The organism is Ensifer sp. ENS07, from assembly GCF_014852185.1.
Classification (GTDB): Bacteria; Pseudomonadota; Alphaproteobacteria; order Rhizobiales; family Rhizobiaceae; genus Ensifer; species Ensifer adhaerens.
Map to the genome: position 1 here is coordinate 129,222 of NZ_JACVBE010000004.1, position 24,078 is coordinate 153,299.

Annotated in this window: 23 protein-coding genes and 1 tRNA gene; 13 read left to right on the plus strand and 11 right to left on the minus strand. The window is 63.2% G+C overall.

Annotated elements, in window-relative coordinates:
* Window positions 1-7: 7 nt before the first annotated feature.
* The 6 genes from truB (at window position 8) to IB277_RS15530 (ending at window position 7,364) form a co-directional block, all read left to right on the plus strand.
* Window positions 8-943: a tRNA pseudouridine(55) synthase TruB gene (truB, locus tag IB277_RS15505; protein ID WP_090296212.1), complete on the plus strand. Its 936-nt coding sequence runs from the start codon at window positions 8-10 to the stop codon at window positions 941-943.
* A gap of 183 nt (window positions 944-1,126) precedes the next feature.
* On the plus strand, window positions 1,127-2,839 hold the full coding sequence (locus tag IB277_RS15510) for a sensor histidine kinase (RefSeq protein ID WP_162731790.1): 1,713 nt from the start codon (window positions 1,127-1,129) through the stop codon (window positions 2,837-2,839).
* Window positions 2,840-3,109: 270 nt separating this feature from the next.
* A complete protein-coding gene (gene rpsO, locus IB277_RS15515; protein WP_029742369.1) occupies window positions 3,110-3,379 on the plus strand; it encodes a 30S ribosomal protein S15 in 270 nt (89 codons plus the stop codon).
* Window positions 3,380-3,733: 354 nt separating this feature from the next.
* A complete protein-coding gene (gene pnp / locus IB277_RS15520; RefSeq protein WP_029742370.1) occupies window positions 3,734-5,887 on the plus strand; it encodes a polyribonucleotide nucleotidyltransferase in 2,154 nt (717 codons plus the stop codon).
* Window positions 5,888-5,968: 81 nt separating this feature from the next.
* Window positions 5,969-6,985: a class I SAM-dependent methyltransferase gene (locus IB277_RS15525; RefSeq protein WP_060580570.1), complete on the plus strand. Its 1,017-nt coding sequence runs from the start codon at window positions 5,969-5,971 to the stop codon at window positions 6,983-6,985.
* Between the two features lie 157 nt (window positions 6,986-7,142).
* The gene (locus IB277_RS15530; RefSeq protein ID WP_029742372.1) at window positions 7,143-7,364 is read left to right on the plus strand and encodes a hypothetical protein; all 222 of its coding nucleotides are present in this window, start codon (window positions 7,143-7,145) and stop codon (window positions 7,362-7,364) included.
* Window positions 7,365-7,400: 36 nt separating this feature from the next.
* On the opposite strand, the gene IB277_RS15535 is transcribed toward IB277_RS15530, so the two are convergent.
* Together IB277_RS15535 and IB277_RS38075 are read right to left on the minus strand one after the other, a co-directional pair.
* Window positions 7,401-8,600 carry an MFS transporter gene (locus IB277_RS15535; RefSeq protein ID WP_090296413.1) on the minus strand — a complete coding sequence of 400 codons (1,200 nt, stop codon included), beginning with the start codon at window positions 8,598-8,600 and terminating at the stop codon, window positions 7,401-7,403.
* Between the two features lie 13 nt (window positions 8,601-8,613).
* Window positions 8,614-8,865 carry a DUF1127 domain-containing protein gene (locus IB277_RS38075; protein WP_060519868.1) on the minus strand — a complete coding sequence of 84 codons (252 nt, stop codon included), beginning with the start codon at window positions 8,863-8,865 and terminating at the stop codon, window positions 8,614-8,616.
* 139 nt (window positions 8,866-9,004) lie between these two features.
* Between IB277_RS38075 and IB277_RS15545 the strand changes: the two genes are divergently transcribed.
* Window positions 9,005-10,510: a winged helix-turn-helix domain-containing tetratricopeptide repeat protein gene (locus IB277_RS15545; protein WP_060519517.1), complete on the plus strand. Its 1,506-nt coding sequence runs from the start codon at window positions 9,005-9,007 to the stop codon at window positions 10,508-10,510.
* 113 nt (window positions 10,511-10,623) lie between these two features.
* Here the strand turns inward: IB277_RS15545 and fabI are convergent, their stop codons facing one another.
* The 3 genes from fabI to fabA are packed head-to-tail and all read right to left on the minus strand — an operon-like array spanning window position 10,624 to window position 13,221.
* Window positions 10,624-11,430, minus strand: coding sequence for an enoyl-ACP reductase FabI (gene fabI, locus IB277_RS15550; RefSeq protein WP_029742377.1), 807 nt, complete (start codon window positions 11,428-11,430; stop codon window positions 10,624-10,626).
* Window positions 11,431-11,434: 4 nt separating this feature from the next.
* The gene (fabB, locus tag IB277_RS15555; RefSeq protein ID WP_029742378.1) at window positions 11,435-12,658 is read right to left on the minus strand and encodes a beta-ketoacyl-ACP synthase I; all 1,224 of its coding nucleotides are present in this window, start codon (window positions 12,656-12,658) and stop codon (window positions 11,435-11,437) included.
* A gap of 47 nt (window positions 12,659-12,705) precedes the next feature.
* Window positions 12,706-13,221 carry a 3-hydroxyacyl-[acyl-carrier-protein] dehydratase FabA gene (gene fabA / locus IB277_RS15560; RefSeq protein WP_029742379.1) on the minus strand — a complete coding sequence of 172 codons (516 nt, stop codon included), beginning with the start codon at window positions 13,219-13,221 and terminating at the stop codon, window positions 12,706-12,708.
* A gap of 321 nt (window positions 13,222-13,542) precedes the next feature.
* Here fabA and irrA point away from each other — a divergent pair, with 321 nt between their 5' ends.
* Window positions 13,543-13,965, plus strand: coding sequence for an iron response transcriptional regulator IrrA (gene irrA / locus IB277_RS15565; RefSeq protein ID WP_029742380.1), 423 nt, complete (start codon window positions 13,543-13,545; stop codon window positions 13,963-13,965).
* Window positions 13,966-14,010: 45 nt separating this feature from the next.
* On the opposite strand, the gene IB277_RS15570 is transcribed toward irrA, so the two are convergent.
* The 3 genes from IB277_RS15570 to IB277_RS15580 all read right to left on the minus strand — a co-directional run bounded on the left by IB277_RS15570 (window position 14,011) and on the right by IB277_RS15580 (window position 16,069).
* The gene (locus IB277_RS15570; RefSeq protein ID WP_034804743.1) at window positions 14,011-14,436 is read right to left on the minus strand and encodes a plastocyanin/azurin family copper-binding protein; all 426 of its coding nucleotides are present in this window, start codon (window positions 14,434-14,436) and stop codon (window positions 14,011-14,013) included.
* 104 nt (window positions 14,437-14,540) lie between these two features.
* Window positions 14,541-15,176 carry a trimeric intracellular cation channel family protein gene (locus IB277_RS15575; protein ID WP_029742382.1) on the minus strand — a complete coding sequence of 212 codons (636 nt, stop codon included), beginning with the start codon at window positions 15,174-15,176 and terminating at the stop codon, window positions 14,541-14,543.
* Window positions 15,177-15,283: 107 nt separating this feature from the next.
* On the minus strand, window positions 15,284-16,069 hold the full coding sequence (locus tag IB277_RS15580; protein WP_192371314.1) for a YdcF family protein: 786 nt from the start codon (window positions 16,067-16,069) through the stop codon (window positions 15,284-15,286).
* On the opposite strand from IB277_RS15580, the gene IB277_RS15585 reads away from it, so the two are divergent.
* Entirely contained in the window at window positions 16,038-16,568 is a 531-nt protein-coding gene (locus IB277_RS15585) for a hypothetical protein (RefSeq protein WP_146242987.1), read from the plus strand. The genes IB277_RS15580 and IB277_RS15585 overlap by 32 nt on opposite strands.
* Before the next feature lie 32 nt (window positions 16,569-16,600).
* Here IB277_RS15585 and IB277_RS15590 read toward each other — a convergent pair.
* Window positions 16,601-16,676 (minus strand) — tRNA-Ala (locus tag IB277_RS15590).
* Between the two features lie 200 nt (window positions 16,677-16,876).
* Complete coding sequence (locus IB277_RS15595) at window positions 16,877-17,269, minus strand: TIGR02300 family protein (protein WP_029742385.1); 393 nt, start codon at window positions 17,267-17,269, stop codon at window positions 16,877-16,879.
* A gap of 297 nt (window positions 17,270-17,566) precedes the next feature.
* On the opposite strand from IB277_RS15595, the gene aroA reads away from it, so the two are divergent.
* From aroA to rpsA, 4 genes are all read left to right on the plus strand, one after another.
* The gene (gene aroA, locus IB277_RS15600; protein ID WP_110818568.1) at window positions 17,567-18,913 is read left to right on the plus strand and encodes a 3-phosphoshikimate 1-carboxyvinyltransferase; all 1,347 of its coding nucleotides are present in this window, start codon (window positions 17,567-17,569) and stop codon (window positions 18,911-18,913) included.
* 23 nt (window positions 18,914-18,936) lie between these two features.
* The gene (locus IB277_RS15605) at window positions 18,937-19,743 is read left to right on the plus strand and encodes a hypothetical protein (protein ID WP_110818567.1); all 807 of its coding nucleotides are present in this window, start codon (window positions 18,937-18,939) and stop codon (window positions 19,741-19,743) included.
* The gene (gene cmk, locus IB277_RS15610; protein WP_110818566.1) at window positions 19,740-20,378 is read left to right on the plus strand and encodes a (d)CMP kinase; all 639 of its coding nucleotides are present in this window, start codon (window positions 19,740-19,742) and stop codon (window positions 20,376-20,378) included. Before IB277_RS15605 ends, cmk begins: the two co-directional genes overlap by 4 nt.
* A 149-nt stretch (window positions 20,379-20,527) precedes the next feature.
* Entirely contained in the window at window positions 20,528-22,252 is a 1,725-nt protein-coding gene (rpsA, locus tag IB277_RS15615) for a 30S ribosomal protein S1 (RefSeq protein WP_082005877.1), read from the plus strand.
* 137 nt (window positions 22,253-22,389) lie between these two features.
* On the opposite strand, the gene IB277_RS15620 is transcribed toward rpsA, so the two are convergent.
* On the minus strand, window positions 22,390-23,979 hold the full coding sequence (locus IB277_RS15620; RefSeq protein WP_146242986.1) for a hypothetical protein: 1,590 nt from the start codon (window positions 23,977-23,979) through the stop codon (window positions 22,390-22,392).
* Window positions 23,980-24,078: the final 99 nt, after the last annotated feature.

Consider the following 24,078-nt stretch of genomic DNA (forward strand, 5'->3'; position numbering starts at 1 on the left):
AGATTTCATGTCCAAACCGCGTAAGCCCAAGGGCCGCCCGATCTCGGGCTGGCTGATCCTCGACAAGCCGCTCGACTTCGGCTCCACCGAAGCCGTCTCGAAGATCAAGTGGCTGTTCAAGGCCCAGAAGGCCGGCCATGCCGGCACGCTCGATCCGCTGGCCTCCGGCATGTTGCCGATCGCGCTTGGCGATGCGACGAAGACCGTTCCTTACGTCATGGACGGCCGCAAGATCTACGAATTCACCGTCGCCTGGGGCGAGGAACGCTCCACCGACGATCTCGAAGGCGAAGCAACCCATTCCTCGGCCGAACGGCCGAACGAAGAGGCAATCCGCGCGCTTCTGCCGAAATACACCGGCGTCATCAGCCAGGTGCCGCCGCAGTTCTCGGCGATCAAGATCGATGGCGAGCGCGCCTATGATCTCGCCCGCGACGGCGAGACGGTCGAAATCCCGGCCCGCGAGGTCGAGGTCCACCGGCTGACTCTGCTGGGTGCCGCACCCAACCTGGCCCACTTCGAAATCGAATGCGGCAAGGGCACTTATGTGCGCTCGCTCGCCCGCGACATGGGCCGCGACCTCGGCTGTTTCGGCCACATCGCGTCGCTGCGACGCACCTTCGTCGCGCCCTTCGGCGAAGAGGACATGGTGCCGCTTTCTGACCTGGTGGCGTTGGAAAAGATCGAGGACGACCAGGAACGTCTGGCGGCACTCGACGCCTATCTGATCGAGACCGGCGAGGCGCTTTCCAGCCTGCCGCACGTGCCTGTCAATGACGACCAGGCGCACCGTCTCAGGATGGGCAATCCCATTATCCTGCGCGGCCGCGACGCACCGCTGGCGACGCCCGAGGCCTATGCCACGGCGCGCGGCAAGCTGGTCGCGATCGGTGAGATCGCCGAGGGCGAATTCCGCCCCAAGCGCGTCTTCGCCGGAAGCTAAGCACCCGGAACCATTTGCCTTTGCTTTATCCTTGACGCATGATCCCGGCATGGGTTCCCAGTCCATCCGAGGTGATTCCGTTTCCGTATCGCGTTTCGTTGCCGTTTGGCGGTTGCGCCGCTTGCGGCGGCGTGCGCCGAAGGCGTTGATGCCACCGGCAGGGAACCGCAAGGGATGTTGCAGGTGACCGGTGTGACGGAGGAAGGAAAGCGCAGGGCAAGCGATGGCCTGGCGGCGATGGTTGATCGCGCCCGTCATCGGCTGACCCGCCCGTTCAGTTTCTATCTGACGTCGCTGCTGCTGGTCGCCATCGTTCCGGCCTTCATCTTTTCGCTGGTCGTGCTGAAGCGCAGCGTCGACGCGCAGGAACAGGTCATCACCTCGCTGCTGCAGGCCTCGACCGGATCGGTGACGCGCATCGTCGAGCGCGATATCGAGGGCATGTTGACGACGCTGAAGGTGCTGTCGACCTCGCGGGCGATCGAGGACGACAATTTGCAAGCCTTCTACGAGAGAGCCTCGACGGCGCTCGCGCAGACGGATTCCTACCTGATCGTCATCGATCGCAAGCACGAGCAGCGGCTTAACACCCGCGTCCCCTTCGGCACTCAGCTTGGCAAGGGGTCGGATGCGGACTCCATCGAGCGCGCCTTCACCAATAGCGGCGCGCCGCTCGTCTCCAACGTCTTCTTCGGCAAGACCGCCGGAAAATGGGTGTTCAACGTTTATCTGCCGGCAAAACTCTCGACCGGTGAGGAGTATCTGCTGGCGTTGACGCAAAACGCTGAGAACATGGCCAAGGCCGTCAACCGCGATACGCTGTCGCCTGGTTGGAACGCGGCCCTCGTCGACGGCGCGGGAAAGGTCATCATCTCCTCGGACGCGGCGGTCAAGGCCGGGGAGCCGTTCTTCCTCGACAAGGTTCCGGCGATCAGCATCGGCGTTCGCAACATCAAGGAGAACGGCACGGAGTACCGGGTGGCGACCGAATTCTCGGTGATCACCGGCTGGCGGATCATCGCCTGGGCGCCGCGGGCGATCGTCGATGCGCCGGCCGTCTGGTCGTTCCTGTGGCTTTCGCTCGGCGGCATCATCTTTGCCGGCATCGCGATCGCCGGTTCGCTGGCAATCGCGCGGCTGTTGTCGCAGGGCGTCAAGCTCGTGGCGCAGGATGCCCGCCGCCTTGGCGCCGGCGAGCGGATCGAGCCGCGCCCGCATATGATCGCCGAGGTCGAACAGGTCTCGGCAGCTCTGGCCCGTGCGGCGGCCGCGCGCACCAAGGCGGAGAGCGAAATCCGTTTCTTGATGCGCGAGGTGGCGCACCGCTCGAAGAACCAGCTGACGGTGATCCAGTCCATGCTGAACCAGTCGGTCTATTCGGCCGAGAGTGCCGCTGATTTCGCCGACAGTTTCCGCAAGCGCATCGCCGGGCTCGCCCGCTCCACCGACCTTATGATCGCCAACGCCGCCCAAGGGGTCGATTTCCGGGAACTGGCCCAGAACCAGCTGCAGCCATTCACGCCTGACGATCCGAGGCGGGTGATCCTGTCCGGCCCGCCCTTGCGGCTCGAGACCCAGATCGCCCAGACGCTCGGCATGGCGCTGCACGAGCTCGCGACCAATGCGACCAAATATGGCGCGCTCGCCAACACCTCAGGCGTCGTCAAGCTGAGCTGGTCGCTGGAGGATGAGGGCATTGCCATACGCTGGCGGGAGGAGGGGGCCGATCTCGCGGGCAAGCCCTCTGATCCGATCCGCAAGGGGTTTGGCACGCTCGTGCTCGAACGCATGCTCGGCATGGCCCTGAATGCGGGGCTCGAGCGGATGATGCATGCCGACGGCATCGAGTGGCGGATCACCGTGCCGCGACCGGCCGAAGGGGATGACGCGCCATGACCTGCCGCCGTCACTTTTTGTCCCTCGATCGGGGCCGAACTCCTCCCGATCGCGGCCGAATGAAATCGCCGCCGATGCACCCGTTCCCGACCGGCAATTGAGGCCTTCCGCCGGCCCTCCCGGGCGCCGGTCCATGACCCTTTCCTTTTTCATCCAATTCGTTTATAGGCACGCCAGCAAAAGGCGCATGCCCGTTGCATTCACGGCCGCAGCTGGACGACATCCCGGCTGACGGCGTCCCGAAATCCTCGAAATCGAAAGGATCATCCGATGTCGATTGCTGCAGAGCGTAAGGCTCAGCTCATCAAGGAATTTGCAACCGTTGAAGGCGACACCGGTTCTCCGGAAGTCCAGGTTGCTATCCTGACGGAACGGATCAACAACCTGACCGAACACTTCAAGGGCCACAAGAAGGATAACCATTCCCGCCGTGGTCTGCTCGCGATGGTTTCCAGCCGTCGTTCGCTCCTCGACTATCTGAAGAAGAAAGACGAAGCGCGCTACACCAAGCTGATCGGTGCCCTGGGCATCCGTCGCTAAGCGACTTATCCGGCGGGTCTTTGCGGCCCGCCGGCTTTTTTATGGAGCGTTGAACGCTCGACGATTAAACTCTCCAGCCGCATAGGAACGTGGCTAAACGAGAGAATCCAGCGAGCCGGATGGGCCGGTATCGCGGATCAACCGATGGCCCGTCATGGGGCAGGATTGCAGGATGCTTCGGCCCCTGCTTGCCGGAAACGCCGCTGAAAGCGGATGGTCGGGCAAAGCGGAAAACAGCCGATTAAAGCGTGAAGCCTCCCGTTGTCTTGCCCGTGATGCGCCATTTCATGCGGCCCTTCGACCGCCCGCGCTGTAACAGCCGCGGAGAGGTCCGCCGCACACGAAGGACAGAACATGTTCGATACCCACAAGGTTGAAATCGAATGGGCTGGGCGTCCGCTCAAGCTCGAAACCGGCAAGATCGCCCGTCAGGCTGACGGCGCCGTTCTCGCCACCTACGGCGAAACCGTCGTTCTCGCCACCGTCGTTTCGGCCAAGTCGCCGAAGCCGGGCCAGGACTTCTTCCCGCTGACCGTCAACTACCAGGAAAAGACCTACGCCGCCGGCAAGATCCCGGGTGGCTACTTCAAGCGCGAAGGTCGTCCGAGCGAAAACGAAACGCTCGTCTCGCGCCTGATCGACCGTCCGATCCGTCCGCTCTTCCCCGATGGCTACAAGAACGACACCCAGGTCATCGTCACGGTCATGCAGCATGACCTCGAAAACAACCCCGACGTCCTGTCGATGGTCGCCGCTTCTGCAGCGCTGACGCTGTCGGGCATCCCCTTCATGGGCCCGATCGGTGGCGCGCGCGTCGGCTACATCAACGGCCAGTACGTTCTGAACCCGCATCTCGACGAGATGGACGAATCGACCCTCGACCTCGTCGTCGCCGGCACCCAGGAAGCGGTGCTGATGGTCGAATCCGAAGCCAAGGAACTGCCGGAAGACGTTATGCTCGGCGCCGTCGTCTTCGGTCAGAAGGGCTTCCAGCCGGTCATCGACGCCATCATCAAGCTCGCTGAAGTCGCTGCCAAGGAGCCGCGCGAATTCGAAGCCGAAGATCATTCCGCTCTCGAAAACGCCATGCTCTCGCTTGCCGAAGACGAGCTGCGCAACGCCTACAAGATCACCGAGAAGGCTGCCCGTTACGCTGCCGTCGACGCCGTCAAGGCCAAGGTGAAGGCACACTTCCTGCCCGAGGGCATCGAGAACCCGGCCCATTCGGCCGAAGAAATCGGCGCCGTCTTCAAGCACCTGCAGGCCAAGATCGTTCGCTGGAACATCCTCGACACCAAGAGCCGCATCGACGGCCGCGATCTGGAAACCGTTCGCCCGATCGTGTCGGAAGTCGGCGTTCTGCCGCGCACCCACGGTTCGGCGCTGTTCACCCGCGGCGAAACGCAGGCGATCGTCGTTGCCACGCTCGGCACCGGCGAAGACGAACAGTACGTCGACAGCCTGACCGGCATGTACAAAGAACGCTTCATGCTGCACTACAACTTCCCGCCCTTCTCGGTCGGCGAAACCGGCCGCATGGGCTCCCCGGGCCGCCGCGAAATCGGTCACGGCAAGCTCGCCTGGCGCGCTATCCGCCCGATGCTCCCGGAAGCCGAGCAGTTCCCCTACACGCTGCGCGTCGTTTCCGAGATCACCGAGTCCAACGGCTCGTCCTCGATGGCCACCGTCTGCGGCACCTCGCTCGCTCTCATGGACGCCGGCGTTCCGCTCGCAAAGCCGGTTGCCGGTATCGCCATGGGCCTGATCAAGGAAGATGAGCGCTTCGCCGTTCTCTCCGACATTCTCGGCGACGAAGACCACCTCGGCGACATGGACTTCAAGGTTGCCGGTACCGACGCCGGCATCACCTCGCTCCAGATGGACATCAAGATCGAGGGCATCACCGAAGAGATCATGGGCATCGCGCTCAACCAGGCCAAGGGCGGCCGTCTCCACATCCTCGGCGAAATGGCCAAGGCCATTTCCGAAAGCCGTGGCCAGCTCGGCGAGTTCGCCCCGCGCATCGAAGTCATGAACATTCCGGTCGACAAGATCCGCGAAGTCATCGGTTCGGGCGGCAAGGTCATCCGCGAAATCGTCGAAAAGACCGGCGCCAAGATCAACATCGAAGACGACGGCACCGTGAAGATCGCCTCCTCGTCCGGCAAGGAAATCGAAGCGGCCCGCAAGTGGATCCACTCGATCGTTGCCGAACCGGAAGTCGGCCAGGTCTACGAAGGTACCGTTGTGAAGACCGCCGACTTCGGCGCCTTCGTCAACTTCTTCGGCGCCCGTGACGGTCTCGTCCACATCTCGCAGCTCGCCTCCGAGCGCGTCGCCAAGACGACCGACGTCGTCAAGGAAGGCGACAAGGTTTGGGTCAAGCTCATGGGCTTCGACGAGCGCGGCAAGGTTCGCCTGTCGATGAAGGTCGTTGACCAGGCCACCGGCAAGGAAATCGTTGCCGAAAAGTCTGAAAAGAAGGGCGACGGCGAAGCCGCTGAATAAGCGCGCTTCACCCGAATGCATTCGGGGCGCGGGGCGGATCGCTCCGCGCCCCTTTCTTGTAGGAAGATGACGGATAGACCGATGAGCCGAGATTCGTTGAAGACCCTGTTTTACCCGTTCGACAGCGGCGTGATCGACCCGCCGGGCGAGGGCGAGCGCGTGCTGTTCCTCGGCGCCGAGGCGGGCTACAGGCTGCCGCAGGGCTTCGAGGCGTCAATCTCGGCGGTGCAGCCGCTGCGGCCGCTCTATCGCGCCCTGGAAGCCGCCCGCGCCGACGTGGCGCCTGAAATCACCGGCGAGGACTACGACGTCACGCTGATCCTCTGCGGCAAGCACAAGGGCGAGAACGAAGACCGGATCGCCGAGGCGCTGAAGCGCACGCGCGAGGGCGGTCTGATCGTCGTTGCCGGCGGCAAGGAAGACGGCATCCAGTCGCTGAAGAAGCGCATCGCCAAGTTCGAATGGGACGGCGACCATCTGCCGAAGTATCACGGCGTCGCCTTCTGGTTCACTCGCCCGGAAGATGTCACCGACGCAGTACAAAAGCTTGCCAAGGTGCCGGTACGCGTCGACGGTCTGTTCGAGGCCTCGCCCGGCATGTTCTCGCACGACCGCATCGATGCGGGCTCCGAGCTGCTGGCGTCGCGTCTTCCGAACGATTTCCATGGCCACGCCGCCGATTTCGGCGCTGGCTGGGGCTATCTCGCAGCCAAGCTTGCTGAAGCTTCACCGGGTACCAAGGGGGTCGATCTCTTCGAGGCCGATCACGAGGCGCTCGAGGCGGCCCGCGTCAACATGATGGCGAACGCGCCGCGCATGCCGGCCCGTTTCTACTGGTTCGACCTGACGAGCGAAGAGCCGCGCGACAAGTACGACCTCATCGTCATGAACCCGCCCTTCCATGAAGGCCACGCGGCTGAGCCGTCGCTCGGCGTCGCCATCATCAAGACGGCGCTGAAGGCGCTGAAGCAGGGTGGCAAGCTGATGATGGTCGCCAATCGTGGTCTTCCCTACGAGCAGGTGCTGGCGGAAAATTCCAAGGAATACGGCGAGACCTGCCGCAACGCCCGATTCAAGGTGCTCTGGGCCAAGCGCTGAGACGCCGCAGGACGCATTTTGCGCCATCCGAGAATGGAAAAAGCCGGGCAGATGACCCGGCTTTTTTGCATCTGGCTGCAAGTCAGACTTAGCCCGTTGCCTTCGTCGCAGATCCGGCTCACCATGTGCCCGGTTTTACTGCCGGAGGATGAGTTCCATGACGTCGGGAGTGAACAGGCCGCCCTTGAGCGAGGATGCGGCCGAAGCTATTGCCAAGGACATCAAGCAGGGCGAGGGACATGGCGCGACCTCCGAGGTGCCCATGTCGTTCTTGCAGAGCCTCTATCGCTCGCCGCTTGACCCGGCACGCCGGACCCATACGGGCTTCGTCGTGCTGGCGGTCATCGTGGCTCTGCTCGTGCTGTTCGTCCTGATTTGAGCTTGCCGGCAAAAGGCAGGCGGACCGGCGCGCGCCTCAGCCGCGCCTTCTCGCGACGACCAATAGCCCCGCAAGGACGGCGCAGAGCAGGCCGAGTGACAACGGCAACCCGTGGTGTCCCGTCACTTGCATGACAAGTCCCGTTGCTGGCGAGCCAACCATGCCGCCAAGGCCCCAGGCGAAGGCAAAGGCGGCGTTGCCGGCGATCAGGGTCAGGCCGCTGAACCGCTCGCCGAGCTGGATCAGCGACAGAGTATAGATCCCGAACGTCACCCCGCCCCAGACGAAAACAAGCGGCCAGATGAGCCAGCTTTCGAACAGCCATGGCAGCAGCAGGCAGCCGGCCAGGGAGGAAAGCACGCAGAACAGCATCGTCTGCGTCGATCCCCTGCGTTCGGAGAGGCGCCCGAGCAGGATCTGCAACGACGCGTTGCCGGCAATGAAGCAGGTCATGAGCGGCGCGACGCGCTCCTCATTGCTGCCAAGCGCTGCGCCATAGACCGCAAGCAGCGAAAGCAGGGTCTGCTCGAAGGCCGCAGCCGTTGCGACCGCAAACAGCAGCAAAGGCGCCAGCGCGAAAAACCCGGCGACGGACGTTGCTTCCCCATCCTGCGGCACCGCCGGCAGGCGCGACACGAGGGCAAGCAAGATCAGGCCGCAGGCGACAAAGGCCACGATGCCGATCAGGAACGGCGACCAGCCCGCCGTTCCGACCATCCCGAGCGACAGCGGCCCTATGGCGAAACCGGCTGAAACGACCGAGGAATAGAGACCCATGATGCGGCCCCGGCGGGACGCGGGCGCAATGGCCACCAGCCAGGTCTCGCTGATCACGGATAGCGGATTGGCGAAGACGCCCAGCAGAAAGCGAAGCGGCATCCAGGCCCAGACGTCCTCAGTCCACGCAATGGCGGCAAGCGTGCTGGCGGCCAGCACCGAACAGAGGATCGCGAGCCGGGCACCGCCCAGCCGCCGCGAAAGCATCGGGATCAGAGGCGCCGACAGGATGAACCCCAGCGGCGTCATGGCCGCTGACAGGCCGATCAGGGCGGGTGCCGTCCGCTGCCGCTCCAGGATGAAGCTGAGCAGCGGATAGGTGAGCCCCTGCGCCACGGCAAAGACGGTAACGGTGGCGATGATACCCGCCATCGCCGCCCAGGGGGCCTGATCCTCGCGGAACGTCGTGATCACCTCGCCAAGGGTCGGCGCCGGTGGCGGTCGCTGGTCCGATGTCATTGCGCGGCTCATCTCAAAGCACTTGCCAGAAGGGCCTGGCGAGCTCCTCCTCGACTTGACGTCGCGTCAGGCCGATATCGTCGATCAGATGCGGATCGCCCTTGAGCTTTCGATCGAGCTCTAGGTGAAATTGGTTCCGTTCACGCCAGGCGGCGACCATCCGTTTCAGCGTCTCGACAGGGGAATGCGAACGCGTCGGGCTCCTCGGCGTCTCAGGCGCCGCGGCCTGAGGCGATGCAATGGGAGAAAAGGGGGCGTTGTTCATGACAACCTCGCTATCGGCTTTGAGGGTCGGGGGGACCCTCGATCTGAAGGAGGTTGGATTCTGCGGAATAGGATCGGCGCCGTACTTAAGCCCTTCCAAAAAGTTCTCAAAAACTTCCAAACGGGCTATAGATCGCCGCATGCAGGATACACGGTTTGCCTTTGGTCCGTTCGTGCTTGATCCGGGTGCGGGAACGCTCCTGCGGAACGATGATCCGGTTGCGGTCGGGCATCGCGGCGTGAAGCTGCTTGCGGCGCTCGTGGAAAGGCCGGGCGAAATCCTCGCCAAGACCGAGCTGATGGACGCGGCCTGGCCGGGTACGGCCGTCGAGGAAGGCAATCTCACCGTACAGATCGCACAGCTCAGGAAGCTGCTCGGCCGGGCTGCCGACGGCGGCGAGTGGATTTCAACGGTTCCGCGCATCGGCTACCGTTTCATGGGCAGTATCGAGCGGCTGGCAGGCGGGCGAAAGCCGCTGCCGTTGCCGGGCCGGCCTTCGATCGCGGTGCTGCCCTTCGTCAATCTCAGCAACGATCCCGATCAGGATTCCTTCGCGGACGGGCTGACGGAGGATCTGATCACCGATCTCTCCCGGAGCGGTGGTCTGTTCGTCATCGCCCGCAATTCCACCTTTGCCTACAAGGGCAGGGCGATGGATGTACGCGCGATCGCCGAAGACCTCGGCGTGCGCTACCTTCTGGAAGGAAGCGCAAGGCGCGCCTCCGGACGCGTGCGCATCAACGCCCAGCTGGTCGATGCGCTGAGCGGAGAGCACCTCTGGGCCGAACGCTTCGACCGCAACCTGGAAGACATCTTTGCCGTTCAGGACGAGGTGACGGCCAAGATCGTCGAGGCGTTGCTCGGTCGGCTGCGTACCCCGCCGTCACGCAATCGCCCCAGGAGCCTCGAGGCCTATGATCTCTGCGTGCGGGCGCGCAAGCTGATCGACGATTCGCCGCAGACCGCCCGGGAAGCGCATCTGATGCTCACTCGCGCCGTTTCGCTCGACCCTGATTATGCCGAGGCCTATCGCTGGCTCGCCATGAACCACTGGATGGGGTGGGTGCACTGGGGCGAGCCAATCGTACCGACCCGCGGCATCGCCCTGGAATTGGCGCGCAAAGCCGTCGCGATCGATCCCAACGACGCAGGTTGCCGCTGGGTGCTGGCCAATCTGCTTGCCTATGAGCGCAACTTCGCCGAGGCCGACGCGGAATTTGCCAGGGCCATCGAGCTTGACCCGAACGAAGCCGACACCTGGGCGACATTGTCCGACATCACGATCCTGGCAGGCCGGGTCGAGGAAGGGCTGGAGCACATTCGCAAGGCGTTCCGGCTGAACCCCTATCCGGCAAGCTGGTACTATCTGACACTCGGCCAGGCGCAGTATGCGGCCGGAGACTACGAAGCCGCGGTCGAGACGCTGCGCAAGGACGAGACCTACCGCACCAGCTCGCGTCGCTTCCTGGCGGCGAGCCTCGCGCAATTGGGGCGGTTCGACGAGGCACGCGCCGAGGTCGACCTGTTCCTCGTCGCCAACCCGCATTTCACGACCGGTTTCTGGGCGACGACCGAGCCGTTTCGTGACGCAGCGACGCTCGCGCACTTCGTGGACGGATTCCACAAGGCCGGCCTTCCGGACTGATGTTGTCTCAGGCCGTCGGGCCTTGCCGACCTCAAAAAAGAAACCCCGGCGAGGTGTCTCGCCGGGGTTTTCTAGAGAAGCTGGGTCGTCAGTCAGCGGCTTTGCCGCTGCCGTCACTCTGCGTCGGCGGTCCTGAGCGCATCGAGTGCCGGCATCGACGTAATGTTGTAGCCGGAATCGACGTAGTGGATTTCGCCGGTCACGCCGCGCGAAAGGTCCGAAAGAAGGTAGAGGGCCGAGCTGCCGACATCGTCGATCGTGACAGTGCGGCGCAGCGGCGAGTTCTTCTGCTGCCAGGAAAGCATCGCCCGGGCGTCGGAAATGCCGGCGCCGGCAAGCGTGCGGATCGGGCCCGCCGAGATCGCGTTGACGCGAATGCCGCGAACGCCATAGTCGGCGGCGAGATAGCGCACCGACGCCTCGAGCGCTGCCTTGGCGACACCCATGACGTTGTAGTTCGGCATGACGCGCATCGAGCCGCCATAGGTGAGCGTCAGCATCGAGCCGCCCTCATCCATCAGTTCGGCAGCCCGCTTGGCGATCTCGGTGAAGGAGAAGCAGGAGATCACCATCGTGCGGCTGAAGTTGTCGCGCGAGGTGTCGGCGTAGAGGCCCTTCAGCTCGTTCTTGTCCGAAAAGCCGATGGCATGAACGATGAAGTCGAGCTTGCCCCAGCGTTCCTTGATCGCATCGATGACCGCATCGACAGACGCAATGTCTTCGACATCGCAAGGAAGCAGGAAGTCGGAACCGAGCTCGGCCGCCAGCGGCTTGACGCGCTTACCCAGCGCCTCGCCCTGAAAGGTGAAGGCCAGTTCCGCGCCTTGCGCTGCAAGCGCCTTGGAGATGCCCCAGGCAATAGAATGGTTGTTGGCCACACCCATGATGAGGCCACGCTTTCCAGTCATCAGTCCCGTCATGGTGTTATCCGTTGTAGCGCTGGAAGACGAGCGTTGCGTTGGTGCCGCCGAAGCCGAAGGAGTTCGAAAGAACCGTATCGATCTTGGCATTGTCGATGCGCTTACGAACGATCGGAACGCCATCGAATTCCGGGTCGAGTTCGCTGATATGCGCGCTTTCGCCGATGAAGCCCGCCTGCATCATCAACAGGCCGTAGATCGATTCCTGCACGCCGGCCGCACCGAGCGAGTGACCCGTGAGCGACTTGGTCGACTGGATGTGCGGCATCTTGCTGCCGAACACTTCGCGGATCGCGCCGATTTCCTTGCTGTCGCCAACCGGGGTGGAGGTGCCGTGGGTGTTGATGTAGTCGACCTCGCCCTTCACGGTCGAGAGCGCCTGACGCATGCAGCGGATCGCGCCTTCGCCCGACGGAGCCACCATGTCGTAGCCGTCGGAGGTGGCGCCGTAGCCGACGATTTCGGCGTAGATCTTCGCGCCGCGGGCCTTGGCGTGCTCCAGCTCTTCGAGAACGAGAACGCCTGCGCCACCGGCAATGACGAAGCCGTCGCGGTTGGCGTCATAGGCGCGCGAAGCCGTCGCCGGCGTTTCGTTGTACTTCGACGACATGGCGCCCATGGCGTCGAACAGGTTGGACATTGTCCAGTCGAGGTCTTCGTGACCCCCGGCAAACATCACGTCCTGTTTGCCCCACTGGATCATCTCGGCGGCGTTGCCGATGCAATGGGCCGAGGTCGAGCAGGCCGACGAGATCGAATAGTTGACGCCGTGGATCTGGAACCAGGTGGCAAGCGTCGCCGACGCCGTCGAAGACATCGCCTTCGGAACGGCGAACGGGCCGATGCGCTTCGGGCTGACGTTCTTGCGGGTGATGTCGGCCGCTTCAACGATGGTGCGGGTGGACGGTCCGCCCGAGCCCATGATGATGCCGGTACGCTCGTTGCGGGCGATGACGGCTTCTTCCAGACCGGAGTCGGCGATCGCCTGCTTCATCGCCACGTGGTTCCAGGCGCCGCCCTGAGACAGGAAGCGCATGGCACGGCGATCGACGAGTTCGGTCGGATCGAGCGACGGCGCGCCCCAGACCTGGCACTTGAAGCCATTCTCGGCGAAATCGGGAGAAAACGTGATGCCCGACTTGGCATCGCGCAACGACGCCGTAACTTCGTCTGCATTGTTCCCGATCGAGGAAACGATGCCGAGGCCCGTGACAACAACCCGTCTCATGGTACTGACCTTTTCTTTATTTCGTTGGCTGCGGAAAGGCCTGGATTTTACTCGGCCTTATCCTTCGACAGGCCGACGCGGAGGTCGGTTGCCTGATAGATAGTCTCGCCATCGGCTTTCAACCAGCCGTCGGCCGTGCCGAGCACGAGCCGGCCGCGCATGACGCGCTTGAAGTCGATGCCGTACTCGAGAAGCTTGGTATGGGGACGCACCATGCCCTTGAACTTCACTTCGCCGGTGGAAAGCGCCATGCCGCGGCCGGGCTCGCCAAGCCAGCCGAGGTAAAAGCCGGTCAGCTGCCACATACCGTCGAGGCCGAGGCAGCCGGGCATGATCGGGTTGCCCTGGAAGTGGCAGGGAAAATACCAGTCGTCCGGCCGCACGTCGTATTCGGCGCGCAGGTAACCCTTGTCGAAGGCGCCGCCGGTCTCGGAGATTTCGGTGATGCGGTGGACCATCAGCATCGGCGGCAGCGGCAGCTGGGCATTGCCGGGGCCAAACAACTCACCACGGCCGCAGGCCAGGATTTCCTCATAGCTGAAGCTGGATTGTCTGGTCGTCATGAATAGATGTTTCCCCGCGTAACAAATTGTGTTGTCCGACCTGCTTTAGAGCAAGTTCGGCTTGAAATGAAGCGTGGCGACCCGGATCTTGCGGTTTTCCGTCCGGTCTCCATCGCTTCTGATGGCGATTTCACTCCGCCGTCGCTTACAGGATCAATGTGGGCGCGACCAGAGTTAATTGCCAGCATTCCCCGAGTTTGACCGGTTTTTCGGGCTTTGCAACGCCTGTCAGGGCTGGAATCTATTGAAAGGCGAGGACGTAAAAGTTATATCGCGGAGGAAGTATTGTGAATTTCGCCGGGATACATGGAACGACCCTTGATGACGAAAGCAACAGAAGTGAGTTCGGAAGAAAGGCTACGCCACTCAGGCCTGCGTCCGACCCGTCAACGCGTTGCCCTCGCCGATCTGATCTTTGCCAAGGGTGATCGCCACCTGACCGTCGAAGAACTGCACGAAGAGGCCGTCATGGCCGGCGTGCCGGTGTCGCTGGCGACCGTCTACAACACGCTGCACCAGTTTACCGAAGCCGGCATGATCCGCGTGCTGGCGGTGGAAAGCGCCAAGACCTATTTCGACACCAACGTGTCGGACCATCATCACTTCTTCGTCGAGGGCCAGAACGAGGTTCTCGATATTCCGGTCAGCAACATCCACATCGACAACCTGCCGGAACCGCCCGAGGGCATGGAGATCGCCCATGTCGACGTGGTCATTCGTCTGCGCCGTAAAAACGACCGCTGATCCGGCGGCCACCGTCATGGTGGCCGCGATGGCGATCGATCGCCGCTATTCCGTCACCGTCAGATTGGCGCGCATGCCGGCCTCGTAGTGTCCTTTGATGTTGCAAAGGAGCACGTAGCTGCCCGGCGCGAGCTTGGCTTTCAGCTGGCCGTCGGCTCCGGGCTTCAGCTCGGAAACCTCGCCGAGGCTCTTGAGCTGCTTTTCGTCGACCCGATGCTTGGCCGCGATGAGATTGATCTTCTGGTCGGCTGATTTCAGCTTCACCAGCACCATCTCGTGCTCTTCCGTCATGGCGTCGTTGTGCACCAGGAAGACAGTCTCTCCGGCCTTTATCGTCGACTGGTCGAGTGTCAGTGTCATCGGGCCGCCCGCTTCACCACCTTCGACGACCTTGACGGTCGTGGCGGCAAATGCCGGCGAGGCCATGCAAAGAAGGGCGAGTGCGGCAAGCTTGTTGCTGAAGAAACGCATGCTGTATCCCTTTCGCTGAAGCCGCCCGGGTGGCGGCCGACACCGCATCAACTACGATACCGGCGCTGTCCGCCGCCTGTCATAGGCACGCACGTGCGAAAGGCTCACATCACGTCGTCCGGATCGCGGCCCGGCAGCGCCTTGCCGGTCGGCAGCGTCCATCCGAACTTGAGCGCACCGGCACGCACGGCAAAGGCCGAGGCCACGCCGAGCGTTGAGGCGGCCACAAGTGGTAGTCCTACCATCGTCGCCAGCACGTAGGCACTGGCACCGATCAGCGCTGCCGTCACATAGACTTCCGGCCGCAGCAGCACCGAGGGTTCTCCGGCCAGCAGATCGCGAAGCACGCCGCCGAACGTCGCCGTCAGCATGCCGGTAACGAGCGCGACGCTCGGCGACCCCGTCGCTGCATAGCCTTTCGCCGCACCCATCACGCAATAGGCCGACAGCCCGATCGCATCGAGCCAGACGAGGACCCGGTAGCGGGAATCGAAGAGATGGGCGGTGAAGAACAGGAGAACGGCGACCGTCGCGCAGACCAGAAGATAGGTCGGATTGGTGACCCAGAAGACGGGCGTTGCGCCGAGCACGACGTCACGCATCGTGCCGCCGCCGATGCCGGTGACCGAGGCCAGGAACAGATAGCCGATGATGTCGAGTTGCTTGCGCGAGGCCGACAGCGCCCCGGTTGCGGCAAACACGGCCACACCGGCATAGTCGAGGATTTCGAGGATCGGCATGGGCGCTCCGTTTCAGCCCGATTGGCTCCCGCAGATCATTAGCGCACCGTCGGGATGAAGTCAGGAGGCGCGCTGCCGTTTGCTGCACTGGGGCGTGTCATGGTCGTCTAGCGCGGCAGCACCGTCTGAGTGCGGCCGAGCAGGTAATAGGCGACGAGCCCGGTCCATTCCTTGGCGGCCGTCGTCGTCAGCTGCGCGTTCAGTGAGGGCTGGGTGAAATCGAAGCCAAGCCACACCTTGCCGCTGGTGCGGTAGTCGGTCGGCCAGGGCAGGACGTCGATGTCGTTGGCGCGGAACAGCCCGACGGAGCGCGGCATGTGATACGCCGAGGTGACGAGCGCACATTGCGTCAGCCCGTTTGCAGCCAGAAGATCCTTGGTGTAGCGCGCGTTCTCGAAGGTGGTGCGCGAATCTTCCTCGCGGATCACCCGATCGGCCGCAATGCCGAAGATGTCGAAGAACGCCTTCGAGGCCAGCGCATCGCCCTCGTAGGCGCCGCTGATCGAGCCATCGCCGCCGGAGACGAGGATTCGTGCTTCGGGATAGCGCTTGGCGAGGCTCGCTGTCTCGATGAAGCGGTCTGCTGCCTGGTTGAGCTCCGTGCCGCCGCGGCTTGCCATGACTTCGTTTTCGAAGGCCCCGCCGAGCACAATGATGCAGGAAAGCGCTGTCGGCGGCGTCGGGCGCACAAATCGATCCTCAAGCGCTTGCAGGGCATAGGGGCCAGCGGTGGTGAACAGGCTGATGAAAAGAACCAGCGCGCCCAGGCTGCCGAGAACGGCGTCGATGCGTCGCCAGCCGATGGCCGTCGCAAGCAGCCCGGCGATGACGGCGAGCAGCGAGAACGACAGCGGCTGCACAATGAGCCAGAAGATTTTCGAGATCAGAAACATGGCATCAGCTTCTGCGTTCCGCTGCTTAACAAATCATGAATGCATGGCGCGCGGCCGGATGTTGCGCGCGAAACGGCTGTTCGCGTTCGCGCAAGGTAACGCATGCATCATGTTCATCCGAACGTTGCGTGGGCGGCCCCGGCCACCACTTTCATTTGAAGCCGAAAGGAGTATCATCCGCGAGATGACCACGATAGCCGGCTTCCGATCGCAGCTGTTTCGTGCCGCCAACGAGGTCCATGACCTCACCCCGGTGCAGGCACAGCGTTTGCTTGAAGGCGCAGTGGCGCTGATCCGCTGCATGCGCGAGCAGACGGGCATGGAACCGAACACCGAAGCGCCGGACGTGACCAACATCCTGCTGGACATTGCCGGGTCCATACCCAAACGGTCCGAGCGCGAAATCCGCAATGCTCTGCTCGAATCCGCCGACATCATCCGGTTGCTGACGATGATCCTGGATTCGCTGGACGAAATGGCCGCGAACGAAGGTCCCTGAGGACTGGGTACTGATCAATCGAAGGAAAGTTTTGGTGGAGCTAAGCGGGATCGAACCGCTGACCTCTTGCATGCCATGCAAGCGCTCTCCCAGCTGAGCTATAGCCCCATATCGGGTTCCGGCTAGGCCGGTCCGGGAAGTTCGTCGAGCTGTTGTGCTCGGCGAGTGGCGGCTTATTACTTCCCCTTTTTGAGGATGGCAAGCCGAAAAATGCGTGGCCTGTGGATTTATTTTTTGTCCGGGCCGTTTTTCTCCCGTCCGGGCCACTTTGGCCGAGGACGGGAGCATTTCTTTGTCATTTGAAGCGCTTAGACGTCTTCTTCGTCGTCCGACACGCCGATGAGGTCGCTCATGTCGTCGTCATCGTCTTCGTCGTCGGTCTGCAGGAAGGTGTCGTCATCGTCGTCGCCGTCGATTTCGACGTCGTCGTCGCCGAGATCCGGCAGGTCGTCGCCGCCCGCTGCCTCATCATCGGCATCCTCGAGCGAAACGAGTTCGACTTCGGTGTTCTCTGCGTCGACTTCCGTTACCTCTTCTTCTTCTTCCTTCTCGAGCACCTTGGCGACCGAGGTTTCTTCGAAGAAGGACAGCGGATAGGACTTGCCGGTGTAAGGCGAAACGATCGGATCACTGTTCAGATCGTAGAATTTGCGCCCCGTTTCCGGGTCGATGCGCTTTGTTCCAAGTTCCGGTTTTGCCACAGTCAAAGCCTCTTGAATGGCCGGTCGAGCCGGCGCTTGCCGGAAAGCCGGCGGGTGGAAAGGGTATCAAGCTTATGATGATTAGCCGGTCCCCATAATCGTCTTGGCCGCATCTGTCAAAGACAAATCGCCAAAGCCCCGGCGTTGCTGGCTTTCCGGCTCTTGCCCGCCCCTTGTGGCGCTCCGCGAGCGGCCGCAATTTATGGAAACACGCAGCGAGGGTGTGATAGGAGTGCCGCGGTGCGGGCGCGGTTGTGCCCTTCGGTAAGAACGCCCTTTCGGGCCAGAGGATGCCGCATGTCTCATGGATCGGGCCCGAGACCCGCCACTGCCCGAAAGTCCGCCGATCTGCGCGGCTCGATCCGCATCCCCGGCGACAAGTCGATCTCGCACCGGGCGCTGATGCTGGGCGGGCTTGCTAGCGGCGAGACGCGCATTACCGGCCTGCTACAAGGCGCGGACGTGCTGGCCACCGGCCGCGCGATGCAGGCGATGGGGGCCCGCATTCGTAAGGAGGCCGATACCTTTATCGTCGATGGTGTCGGCAACGGTGCACTGCTTGCGCCGGAAGCGCCGCTCGATTTCGGCAATGCTGGCACAGGCTGCCGTCTGGCGATGGGGTTGGCGGGCGTCTACGACTTCGAAACGACATTCCTTGGCGATGCTTCGCTCAGCCGCCGGCCGATGGCGCGGGTTCTCGAGCCCTTGCGCGAAATGGGCGCGCAGGTGAGGGCCGCCGCAGGCGATCGCCTGCCTGTGACCCTACGCGGACCGAAGACGCCTGCCCCGATCACCTATCGCGTGCCCGTCGCCTCCGCACAGGTGAAGTCGGCGGTGCTGCTTGCCGGTCTCAACGCGCCCGGGATCACCACTGTCATCGAACCGGTCATGACGCGCGATCATACGGAACGGATGCTGGAGGCATTTGGCGCCGCGCTCACTGTCGAGACCGACGTCAGCGGCGTCCGTACGATCCGCCTTGATGGTCGCGGCAAGCTTACCGGCCAGGAGATCGACGTGCCCGGCGATCCCTCGTCCGCGGCTTTCCCGCTGGTCGCAGCCCTGATCGTCCCAGGCTCCGACATCACGATCACCAACGTGCTGATGAACCCGACGCGCACGGGCCTGATCCTGACGCTTAAGGAGATGGGAGGGGATATCGAGGTGATCGGCAGCAGACAGGTTGGCGGGGAGGACGTGGGGGATCTGCGCGTACGGCACTCGGAACTCAGCGGTGTCACCGTTCCCGAAGAGCGCGCCGCCTCGATGATCGACGAGTACCCGGCTCTCGCCATCGCCGCCGCCTTCGCCGAGGGGAATACCGTCATGGCCGGGCTCGACGAACTGCGTGTGAAGGAGTCCGATCGCTTCGCCGCCATCGCCGGGGGCCTGAAGCGCAATGGCGTCGATTGCGAGGAGGGCGCCTCGTCGCTGGTCGTGCGCGGCCGTCGCGACGGTAAGGGGCTCGGAAGCGCTGCCGGCGCGACCGTAAACACCCATCTCGATCACCGCATCGCCATGAGCTTCCTTATTTTCGGGCTTGCATCCGAACACCCGGTCACCGTCGACGACGTGTCGATGGTCGCGACAAGCTTTCCTGAATTCATGGACCTCATGACCAGCCTCGGCGCGAGGATCGCGTGAGACCCACGATTCCGGCGGTAACAATGAGATGGCTGCTGACACTCGCGGTCGTGGTTCTTCTGACGTTGCTGACGCAGATCGGTGGCGCCGTCTGGATCGTCACTCTTGGGCTCCTGCGTCGAAGGAGAGCCGGCGTTGCCGTATTTCTGGCGCTCTTTCTCGGCCTCTATGCGGCAGGGACCGCGCTCAGCTATGCCATTGCGCCGATCTTCGGCCGCGTTCCTCTGCCCTGTTTCGACGACGGCACGTCGCGGCTGAAAATGCAGTCGCCGCTCTTCTGTGTCCTGAACCGCCAATATGTCGTTCCGGAACTGAAGGAAGCGGCCGCTGCCCTGTCACGCCATGTGGATCAGGTATTCCCCGGAACGACCACCTTGGCGCTCGACGCCAACTTTCCGTTCTTCGACGGTTTTCCGCTCTTCCCGCATTTGTCCCATTCGGACGGTCGGAAGCTCGATGTCGCGTTCTTCTATCAGGATGCCGAGGGCGATTATGAGGATCAGGCGACCCGCTCGCCGATCGGCTATTTTGCCTTCGAGCAGCCGGGACCGGACAGCATTCTCCCATGCCGGGATCGCGAAGACCTCTTGACCTTGCGCTGGGACTTGGACTTCTTGCAATCGCTGTGGCGGCCCTTGCCGCTGGAAGAAGGCCGGACCGCAGAGGCGCTCCGCTGGCTCTCGGCCGAGGGGGGCGGTTTCGGCATCGAGAAGATTTTCGTGGAGCCGCATCTGGCGCAGAGACTTGGCGTCGAAGCGGGGTCCATTCGGTTTCAGGGTTGCCGGGCCGCCAGGCACGACGACCACATACATATGCAGGTTGGAAAATGACGTTCACCATCGCTATCGACGGACCGGCCGCAGCCGGCAAGGGCACGCTCTCGCGCCGCATCGCCGAGGAATACGGCTTCCATCATCTCGATACCGGCCTCACCTACCGCGCCACCGCCAAGGCGCTGCTCGATGGCGGCTTGCCGCTCGACGACGAGGCGGTCGCCGAGAAGGTGGCGCGCGAGGTTGAACTGGCCGGGCTCGATCGCTCGGTGCTTTCCGCCCACGCGATCGGCGAGGCCGCCTCGAAGATCGCGGTCATGCCGGCCGTGCGCCGGGCGCTGGTCGAGGCGCAGCAGGTTTTTTCGCTGCGCGAGCCCGGCACGGTGCTCGACGGCCGCGACATCGGCACGGTCGTATGCCCGGATGCTCCGGTGAAGCTCTATGTCACAGCATCGCCGGAAGTGCGGGCGCAGCGCCGCTATGACGAGATCATCGGCAATGGTCAGCCGGCCGACTACCAGACGATTTTCGAGGATGTGAAGAAGCGCGACGAGCGTGATATGGGCCGCGCCGACAGTCCTTTGCGCCCGGCCGACGACGCGCACTTGCTTGATACGTCTGAAATGAGTATAGAGGCGGCGTTTCAGGCCGCGAAGTCTTTGATCGATGCGGCCCTGATCAAGAAGATCTGAAGAAGAGCCCATCCCGGACACTGTCAGGATCGCTCTTCTTGCATAAGCCTGAAATTCCGTCCACGCGCCGGATTGTCCCTTCGATGGGGCGGACTGGGTTCAGGCCTGTTCAACACCAGCCCCCGGCGCATATGCGTCTCCCCCGTGAGATGCATGCAGGAGATTCCATGTCTGCTACCAACCCAACCCGTGACGATTTCGCAGCGCTTCTCGAAGAATCCTTCGCGAAGACCGATCTCGCCGAAGGCTATGTTGCCAAGGGCATTGTCACGGCCATCGAAAAGGACGTCGCCGTTGTCGACGTCGGTCTGAAGGTCGAAGGCCGCATCGCTCTGAAGGAATTCGGCGCGAAGGCGAAGGACGGCTCGCTCAAGGTCGGCGACGAAGTCGAAGTCTACGTTGAGCGCATCGAAAACGCGCTCGGCGAAGCTGTTCTGTCGCGCGAAAAGGCTCGCCGCGAAGAAAGCTGGATGCGCCTGGAAGTGAAGTTCGAAGCCGGCGAACGCGTCGAAGGCATCATCTTCAACCAGGTCAAGGGTGGCTTCACCGTCGATCTCGACGGCGCCGTTGCCTTCCTTCCGCGCTCGCAGGTCGACATCCGTCCGATCCGCGACGTCACCCCGCTGATGCACAACCCGCAGCCCTTCGAAATCCTCAAGATGGACAAGCGCCGCGGCAACATCGTCGTATCGCGTCGTACGGTTCTCGAAGAGTCCCGTGCCGAGCAGCGTTCTGAAATCGTTCAGAACCTTGAAGAAGGCCAGGTTGTCGAAGGTGTCGTCAAGAACATCACCGACTACGGTGCGTTCGTCGACCTCGGCGGCATCGACGGTCTGCTCCATGTCACCGACATGGCATGGCGCCGTGTGAACCATCCGTCGGAGATCCTGAACATCGGCCAGCAGGTCAAGGTTCAGATCATCCGCATCAACCAGGAAACCCACCGCATCTCGCTCGGCATGAAGCAGCTCGAGTCGGATCCGTGGGATGGCATCGGTGCGAAGTACCCGGTCGGCAAGAAGATCTCCGGTACCGTCACGAACATCACCGACTACGGTGCGTTCGTCGAGCTGGAGCCGGGCATCGAAGGCCTGATCCACATCTCCGAAATGTCCTGGACCAAGAAGAACGTACACCCCGGCAAGATCCTGTCCACGAGCCAGGAAGTCGACGTTGTCGTTCTCGAAGTCGATCCGACCAAGCGTCGTATCTCGCTCGGCCTCAAGCAGACGCTCGAGAACCCGTGGCAGGCATTCGCGCATAGCCATCCGGCTGGCACCGAAGTCGAAGGCGAAGTCAAGAACAAGACCGAATTCGGCCTGTTCATCGGCCTCGACGGCGACGTTGACGGCATGGTTCACCTTTCCGACCTCGACTGGAACCGTCCGGGCGAGCAGGTCATCGAAGAGTTCAACAAGGGCGACGTCGTTCGCGCTGTTGTTCTTGACGTCGACGTCGAGAAGGAGCGCATCTCGCTCGGCATCAAGCAGCTCGGCAAGGATGCAGTCGGCGACGCCGCTGCTTCGGGCGAACTGCGCAAGAACGCCGTTGTTTCGGCCGAGATCATCGCGATCAACGATGGCGGCATCGAAGTGAAGCTCGTCAACCACGAAGACATCACCTCGTTCATCCGCCGCGCTGACCTGTCGCGTGATCGTGACGAACAGCGTCCGGAGCGTTTCTCGGTTGGTCAGGTTGTCGACGCTCGCGTCACCAACTTCTCCAAGAAGGACCGAAAGATCCAGCTGTCGATCAAGGCTCTGGAAATCGCTGAAGAGAAGGAAGCCGTTGCTCAGTTCGGTTCGTCCGACTCGGGCGCTTCGCTCGGCGACATCCTCGGCGCCGCTCTGAAGAACCGCCAGAACAACGAGTAATCGTTGCCTGGCGTTTGAATTGGAAAACCCGCGGAGAGCGATCTCCGCGGGTTTTTCTTTCCAACCAAGTCCGAATTGTGAAATCGGCCCCCAGCCCTGGATGGGGCTAGGCCCGAGCTTAAGGCTGAACCGGCGTCTTAGCCGAGACCGCCGAGCCTGCGGTAAAGATCGTAGGCGTCGGGCGGTTCCGGTGCCTCGCCCTCCGGCATGGCTTCGCCGGTCGGCTCTCCGTCTTCCGGATTTCCGTCGCTTCCCTCTTGTGTCGTTTCGTCCTCACCCGCTGCATCTTCGCCCGAGCCTCCGGGCATGCCGCGCGAATGGTCTTCGCCTTCCACCTCGCCGGCGGCCACTGGATAGGGGATCATCGCGAAGGGGATGGCCTCGCGCGGCAGGCCGTTTTCCACCAGTCTGGCGATCATCTGCTGCACCGTCTGCTCGTCCGTGGCGCGTTGCGGGCGAATGTCCGCGGGTCCGCGCGGTGGTGCAGCGGTCTCCTCGGAGCGATCGTCGAGCAGCGACGGCAAGGTCGTGCCGGCGTCCGTTACGGCGCGCTGGCGGGCGGCGGCATCAGCGACGCGCATGCCAGCTTCCTTGGCGGCGGGCTGGGGCTGCGTAGCCGGCTCGTCCGTCTGCTGCGCCGCCGATCCCGGATCGCCATCGGCCGCGCCCGCAGGCAAGGCCACGCTGTCGCGGATGAGCGTCTTGATGGGCTCGGAGAGCACGCGTGCCGAGCGCACCTCCGGATCGTTGCGACCGGCAGCGGTGGTCCTGTGGCCGTCTTCTTCGTCGGCATCGGGCAGCGGGCCGTAGGTGCCGTCGGGATCCTCGCCTTCGATCGTGTCGGCAGCCTCCATTTCATCGGCGCCATGCGCTTCAAGCGGTGTTGCGGCACTTTCTCTGGCGGGCGCTTCCGTCTCGCCGTGTCCGACTTCGCCGGATTGCAGGTCCTGCTCGGCCTCGGCGATGGGGCCAGACAGCGATGCCGGTTCCGCGATCTCGCCTTCGCCCGCAAGCAGCGAGGCAGCGCTCCCGATCGGCGTGTCGCCCGATGAAGCGCTCTTCGCGGCGTTCGCGCGCGCCTCACCCCGCTCTGTGGGCTTTTCGCTTCCGCTCTTTGATGGCGCTTCGGTTCCGGCCGCGTCCAGATCCTCGCCCTGCGGCTCGGTCACATCGTTGCCGACGCCAAAGGTCTTGCGCAGCACAGCCTGTAGAAGTGCGACTTCACCACCGAGCGGCGTGCGTGCCGCGGTCTGGCTGAACGGCAGCGCAGGCTGGAGCGAGGGGTTGCGCAGGATGAGGTCGCGCGCCTGCGCCGGCATGGGTGTCGCGGTGCCGCCCGGCGCGCTCGTGCCGTTGCGGATCGCCGGCAGGTCCGCTAGCAGGCCGACGCGGATTGAAAGATTGCGCCCGCCAAGCTGACGCTCCAGAAGCAGCCGGTCGGACGTCGGCATCGATTCGAGGAAGGCCACCAACCGCCGGACGAAATCGCGCCCCCCCTCCTGCGGGAGTGGCGGGAACTTCAGGATGCGCGCGAGATCCTCCATCAGCCGCACCAGCGCGTCCTTCGAAAGGATCTCACGACCGGAAAGATGCCGCGTCAGCGCATCGAGGATCTTCTGTATGGCTTCGCCACGCTGGCTGGCGGTCAATGGTGCTGCAGGCTGCAGCGTCCTTGCGCTCGTCTCTTCCGTGGGGGCCGCGGTTCGAGCCTGGATGGGTATCAGCATTCTGGTCTCCATCTCGCTTGACCTCGGTTTGACCATTCGTCGTGGAACGACGAAACGCGCTCGGGCGCGGTCCGATTTTTCGGCTTGCGCGCGACTTTC

What these genes read in the sequence shown, in the direction of transcription:
- truB (WP_090296212.1), top strand. Translation starts at nt 8, where the DNA reads ATGTCCAAACCGCGTAAGCCCAAGGGCCGCCCGATCTCGGGCTGGCTG.
- rpsO (WP_029742369.1), top strand. Translation starts at nt 3,110, where the DNA reads ATGTCGATTGCTGCAGAGCGTAAGGCTCAGCTCATCAAGGAATTTGCA.
- pnp (WP_029742370.1), top strand. Translation starts at nt 3,734, where the DNA reads ATGTTCGATACCCACAAGGTTGAAATCGAATGGGCTGGGCGTCCGCTC.
- IB277_RS15525 (WP_060580570.1), top strand. Translation starts at nt 5,969, where the DNA reads ATGAGCCGAGATTCGTTGAAGACCCTGTTTTACCCGTTCGACAGCGGC.
- IB277_RS15530 (WP_029742372.1), top strand. Translation starts at nt 7,143, where the DNA reads ATGACGTCGGGAGTGAACAGGCCGCCCTTGAGCGAGGATGCGGCCGAA.
- IB277_RS15535 (WP_090296413.1), bottom strand. Translation starts at nt 8,600, where the DNA reads ATGACATCGGACCAGCGACCGCCACCGGCGCCGACCCTTGGCGAGGTG.
- IB277_RS38075 (WP_060519868.1), bottom strand. Translation starts at nt 8,865, where the DNA reads ATGAACAACGCCCCCTTTTCTCCCATTGCATCGCCTCAGGCCGCGGCG.
- IB277_RS15545 (WP_060519517.1), top strand. Translation starts at nt 9,005, where the DNA reads ATGCAGGATACACGGTTTGCCTTTGGTCCGTTCGTGCTTGATCCGGGT.
- fabI (WP_029742377.1), bottom strand. Translation starts at nt 11,430, where the DNA reads ATGACGGGACTGATGACTGGAAAGCGTGGCCTCATCATGGGTGTGGCC.
- fabB (WP_029742378.1), bottom strand. Translation starts at nt 12,658, where the DNA reads ATGAGACGGGTTGTTGTCACGGGCCTCGGCATCGTTTCCTCGATCGGG.
- fabA (WP_029742379.1), bottom strand. Translation starts at nt 13,221, where the DNA reads ATGACGACCAGACAATCCAGCTTCAGCTATGAGGAAATCCTGGCCTGC.
- irrA (WP_029742380.1), top strand. Translation starts at nt 13,543, where the DNA reads ATGACGAAAGCAACAGAAGTGAGTTCGGAAGAAAGGCTACGCCACTCA.
- IB277_RS15570 (WP_034804743.1), bottom strand. Translation starts at nt 14,436, where the DNA reads ATGCGTTTCTTCAGCAACAAGCTTGCCGCACTCGCCCTTCTTTGCATG.
- IB277_RS15575 (WP_029742382.1), bottom strand. Translation starts at nt 15,176, where the DNA reads ATGCCGATCCTCGAAATCCTCGACTATGCCGGTGTGGCCGTGTTTGCC.
- IB277_RS15585 (WP_146242987.1), top strand. Translation starts at nt 16,038, where the DNA reads ATGAGCCAGAAGATTTTCGAGATCAGAAACATGGCATCAGCTTCTGCG.
- IB277_RS15580 (WP_192371314.1), bottom strand. Translation starts at nt 16,069, where the DNA reads ATGTTTCTGATCTCGAAAATCTTCTGGCTCATTGTGCAGCCGCTGTCG.
- aroA (WP_110818568.1), top strand. Translation starts at nt 17,567, where the DNA reads ATGTCTCATGGATCGGGCCCGAGACCCGCCACTGCCCGAAAGTCCGCC.
- IB277_RS15605 (WP_110818567.1), top strand. Translation starts at nt 18,937, where the DNA reads ATGAGATGGCTGCTGACACTCGCGGTCGTGGTTCTTCTGACGTTGCTG.
- cmk (WP_110818566.1), top strand. Translation starts at nt 19,740, where the DNA reads ATGACGTTCACCATCGCTATCGACGGACCGGCCGCAGCCGGCAAGGGC.
- rpsA (WP_082005877.1), top strand. Translation starts at nt 20,528, where the DNA reads ATGCATGCAGGAGATTCCATGTCTGCTACCAACCCAACCCGTGACGAT.
- IB277_RS15620 (WP_146242986.1), bottom strand. Translation starts at nt 23,979, where the DNA reads ATGCTGATACCCATCCAGGCTCGAACCGCGGCCCCCACGGAAGAGACG.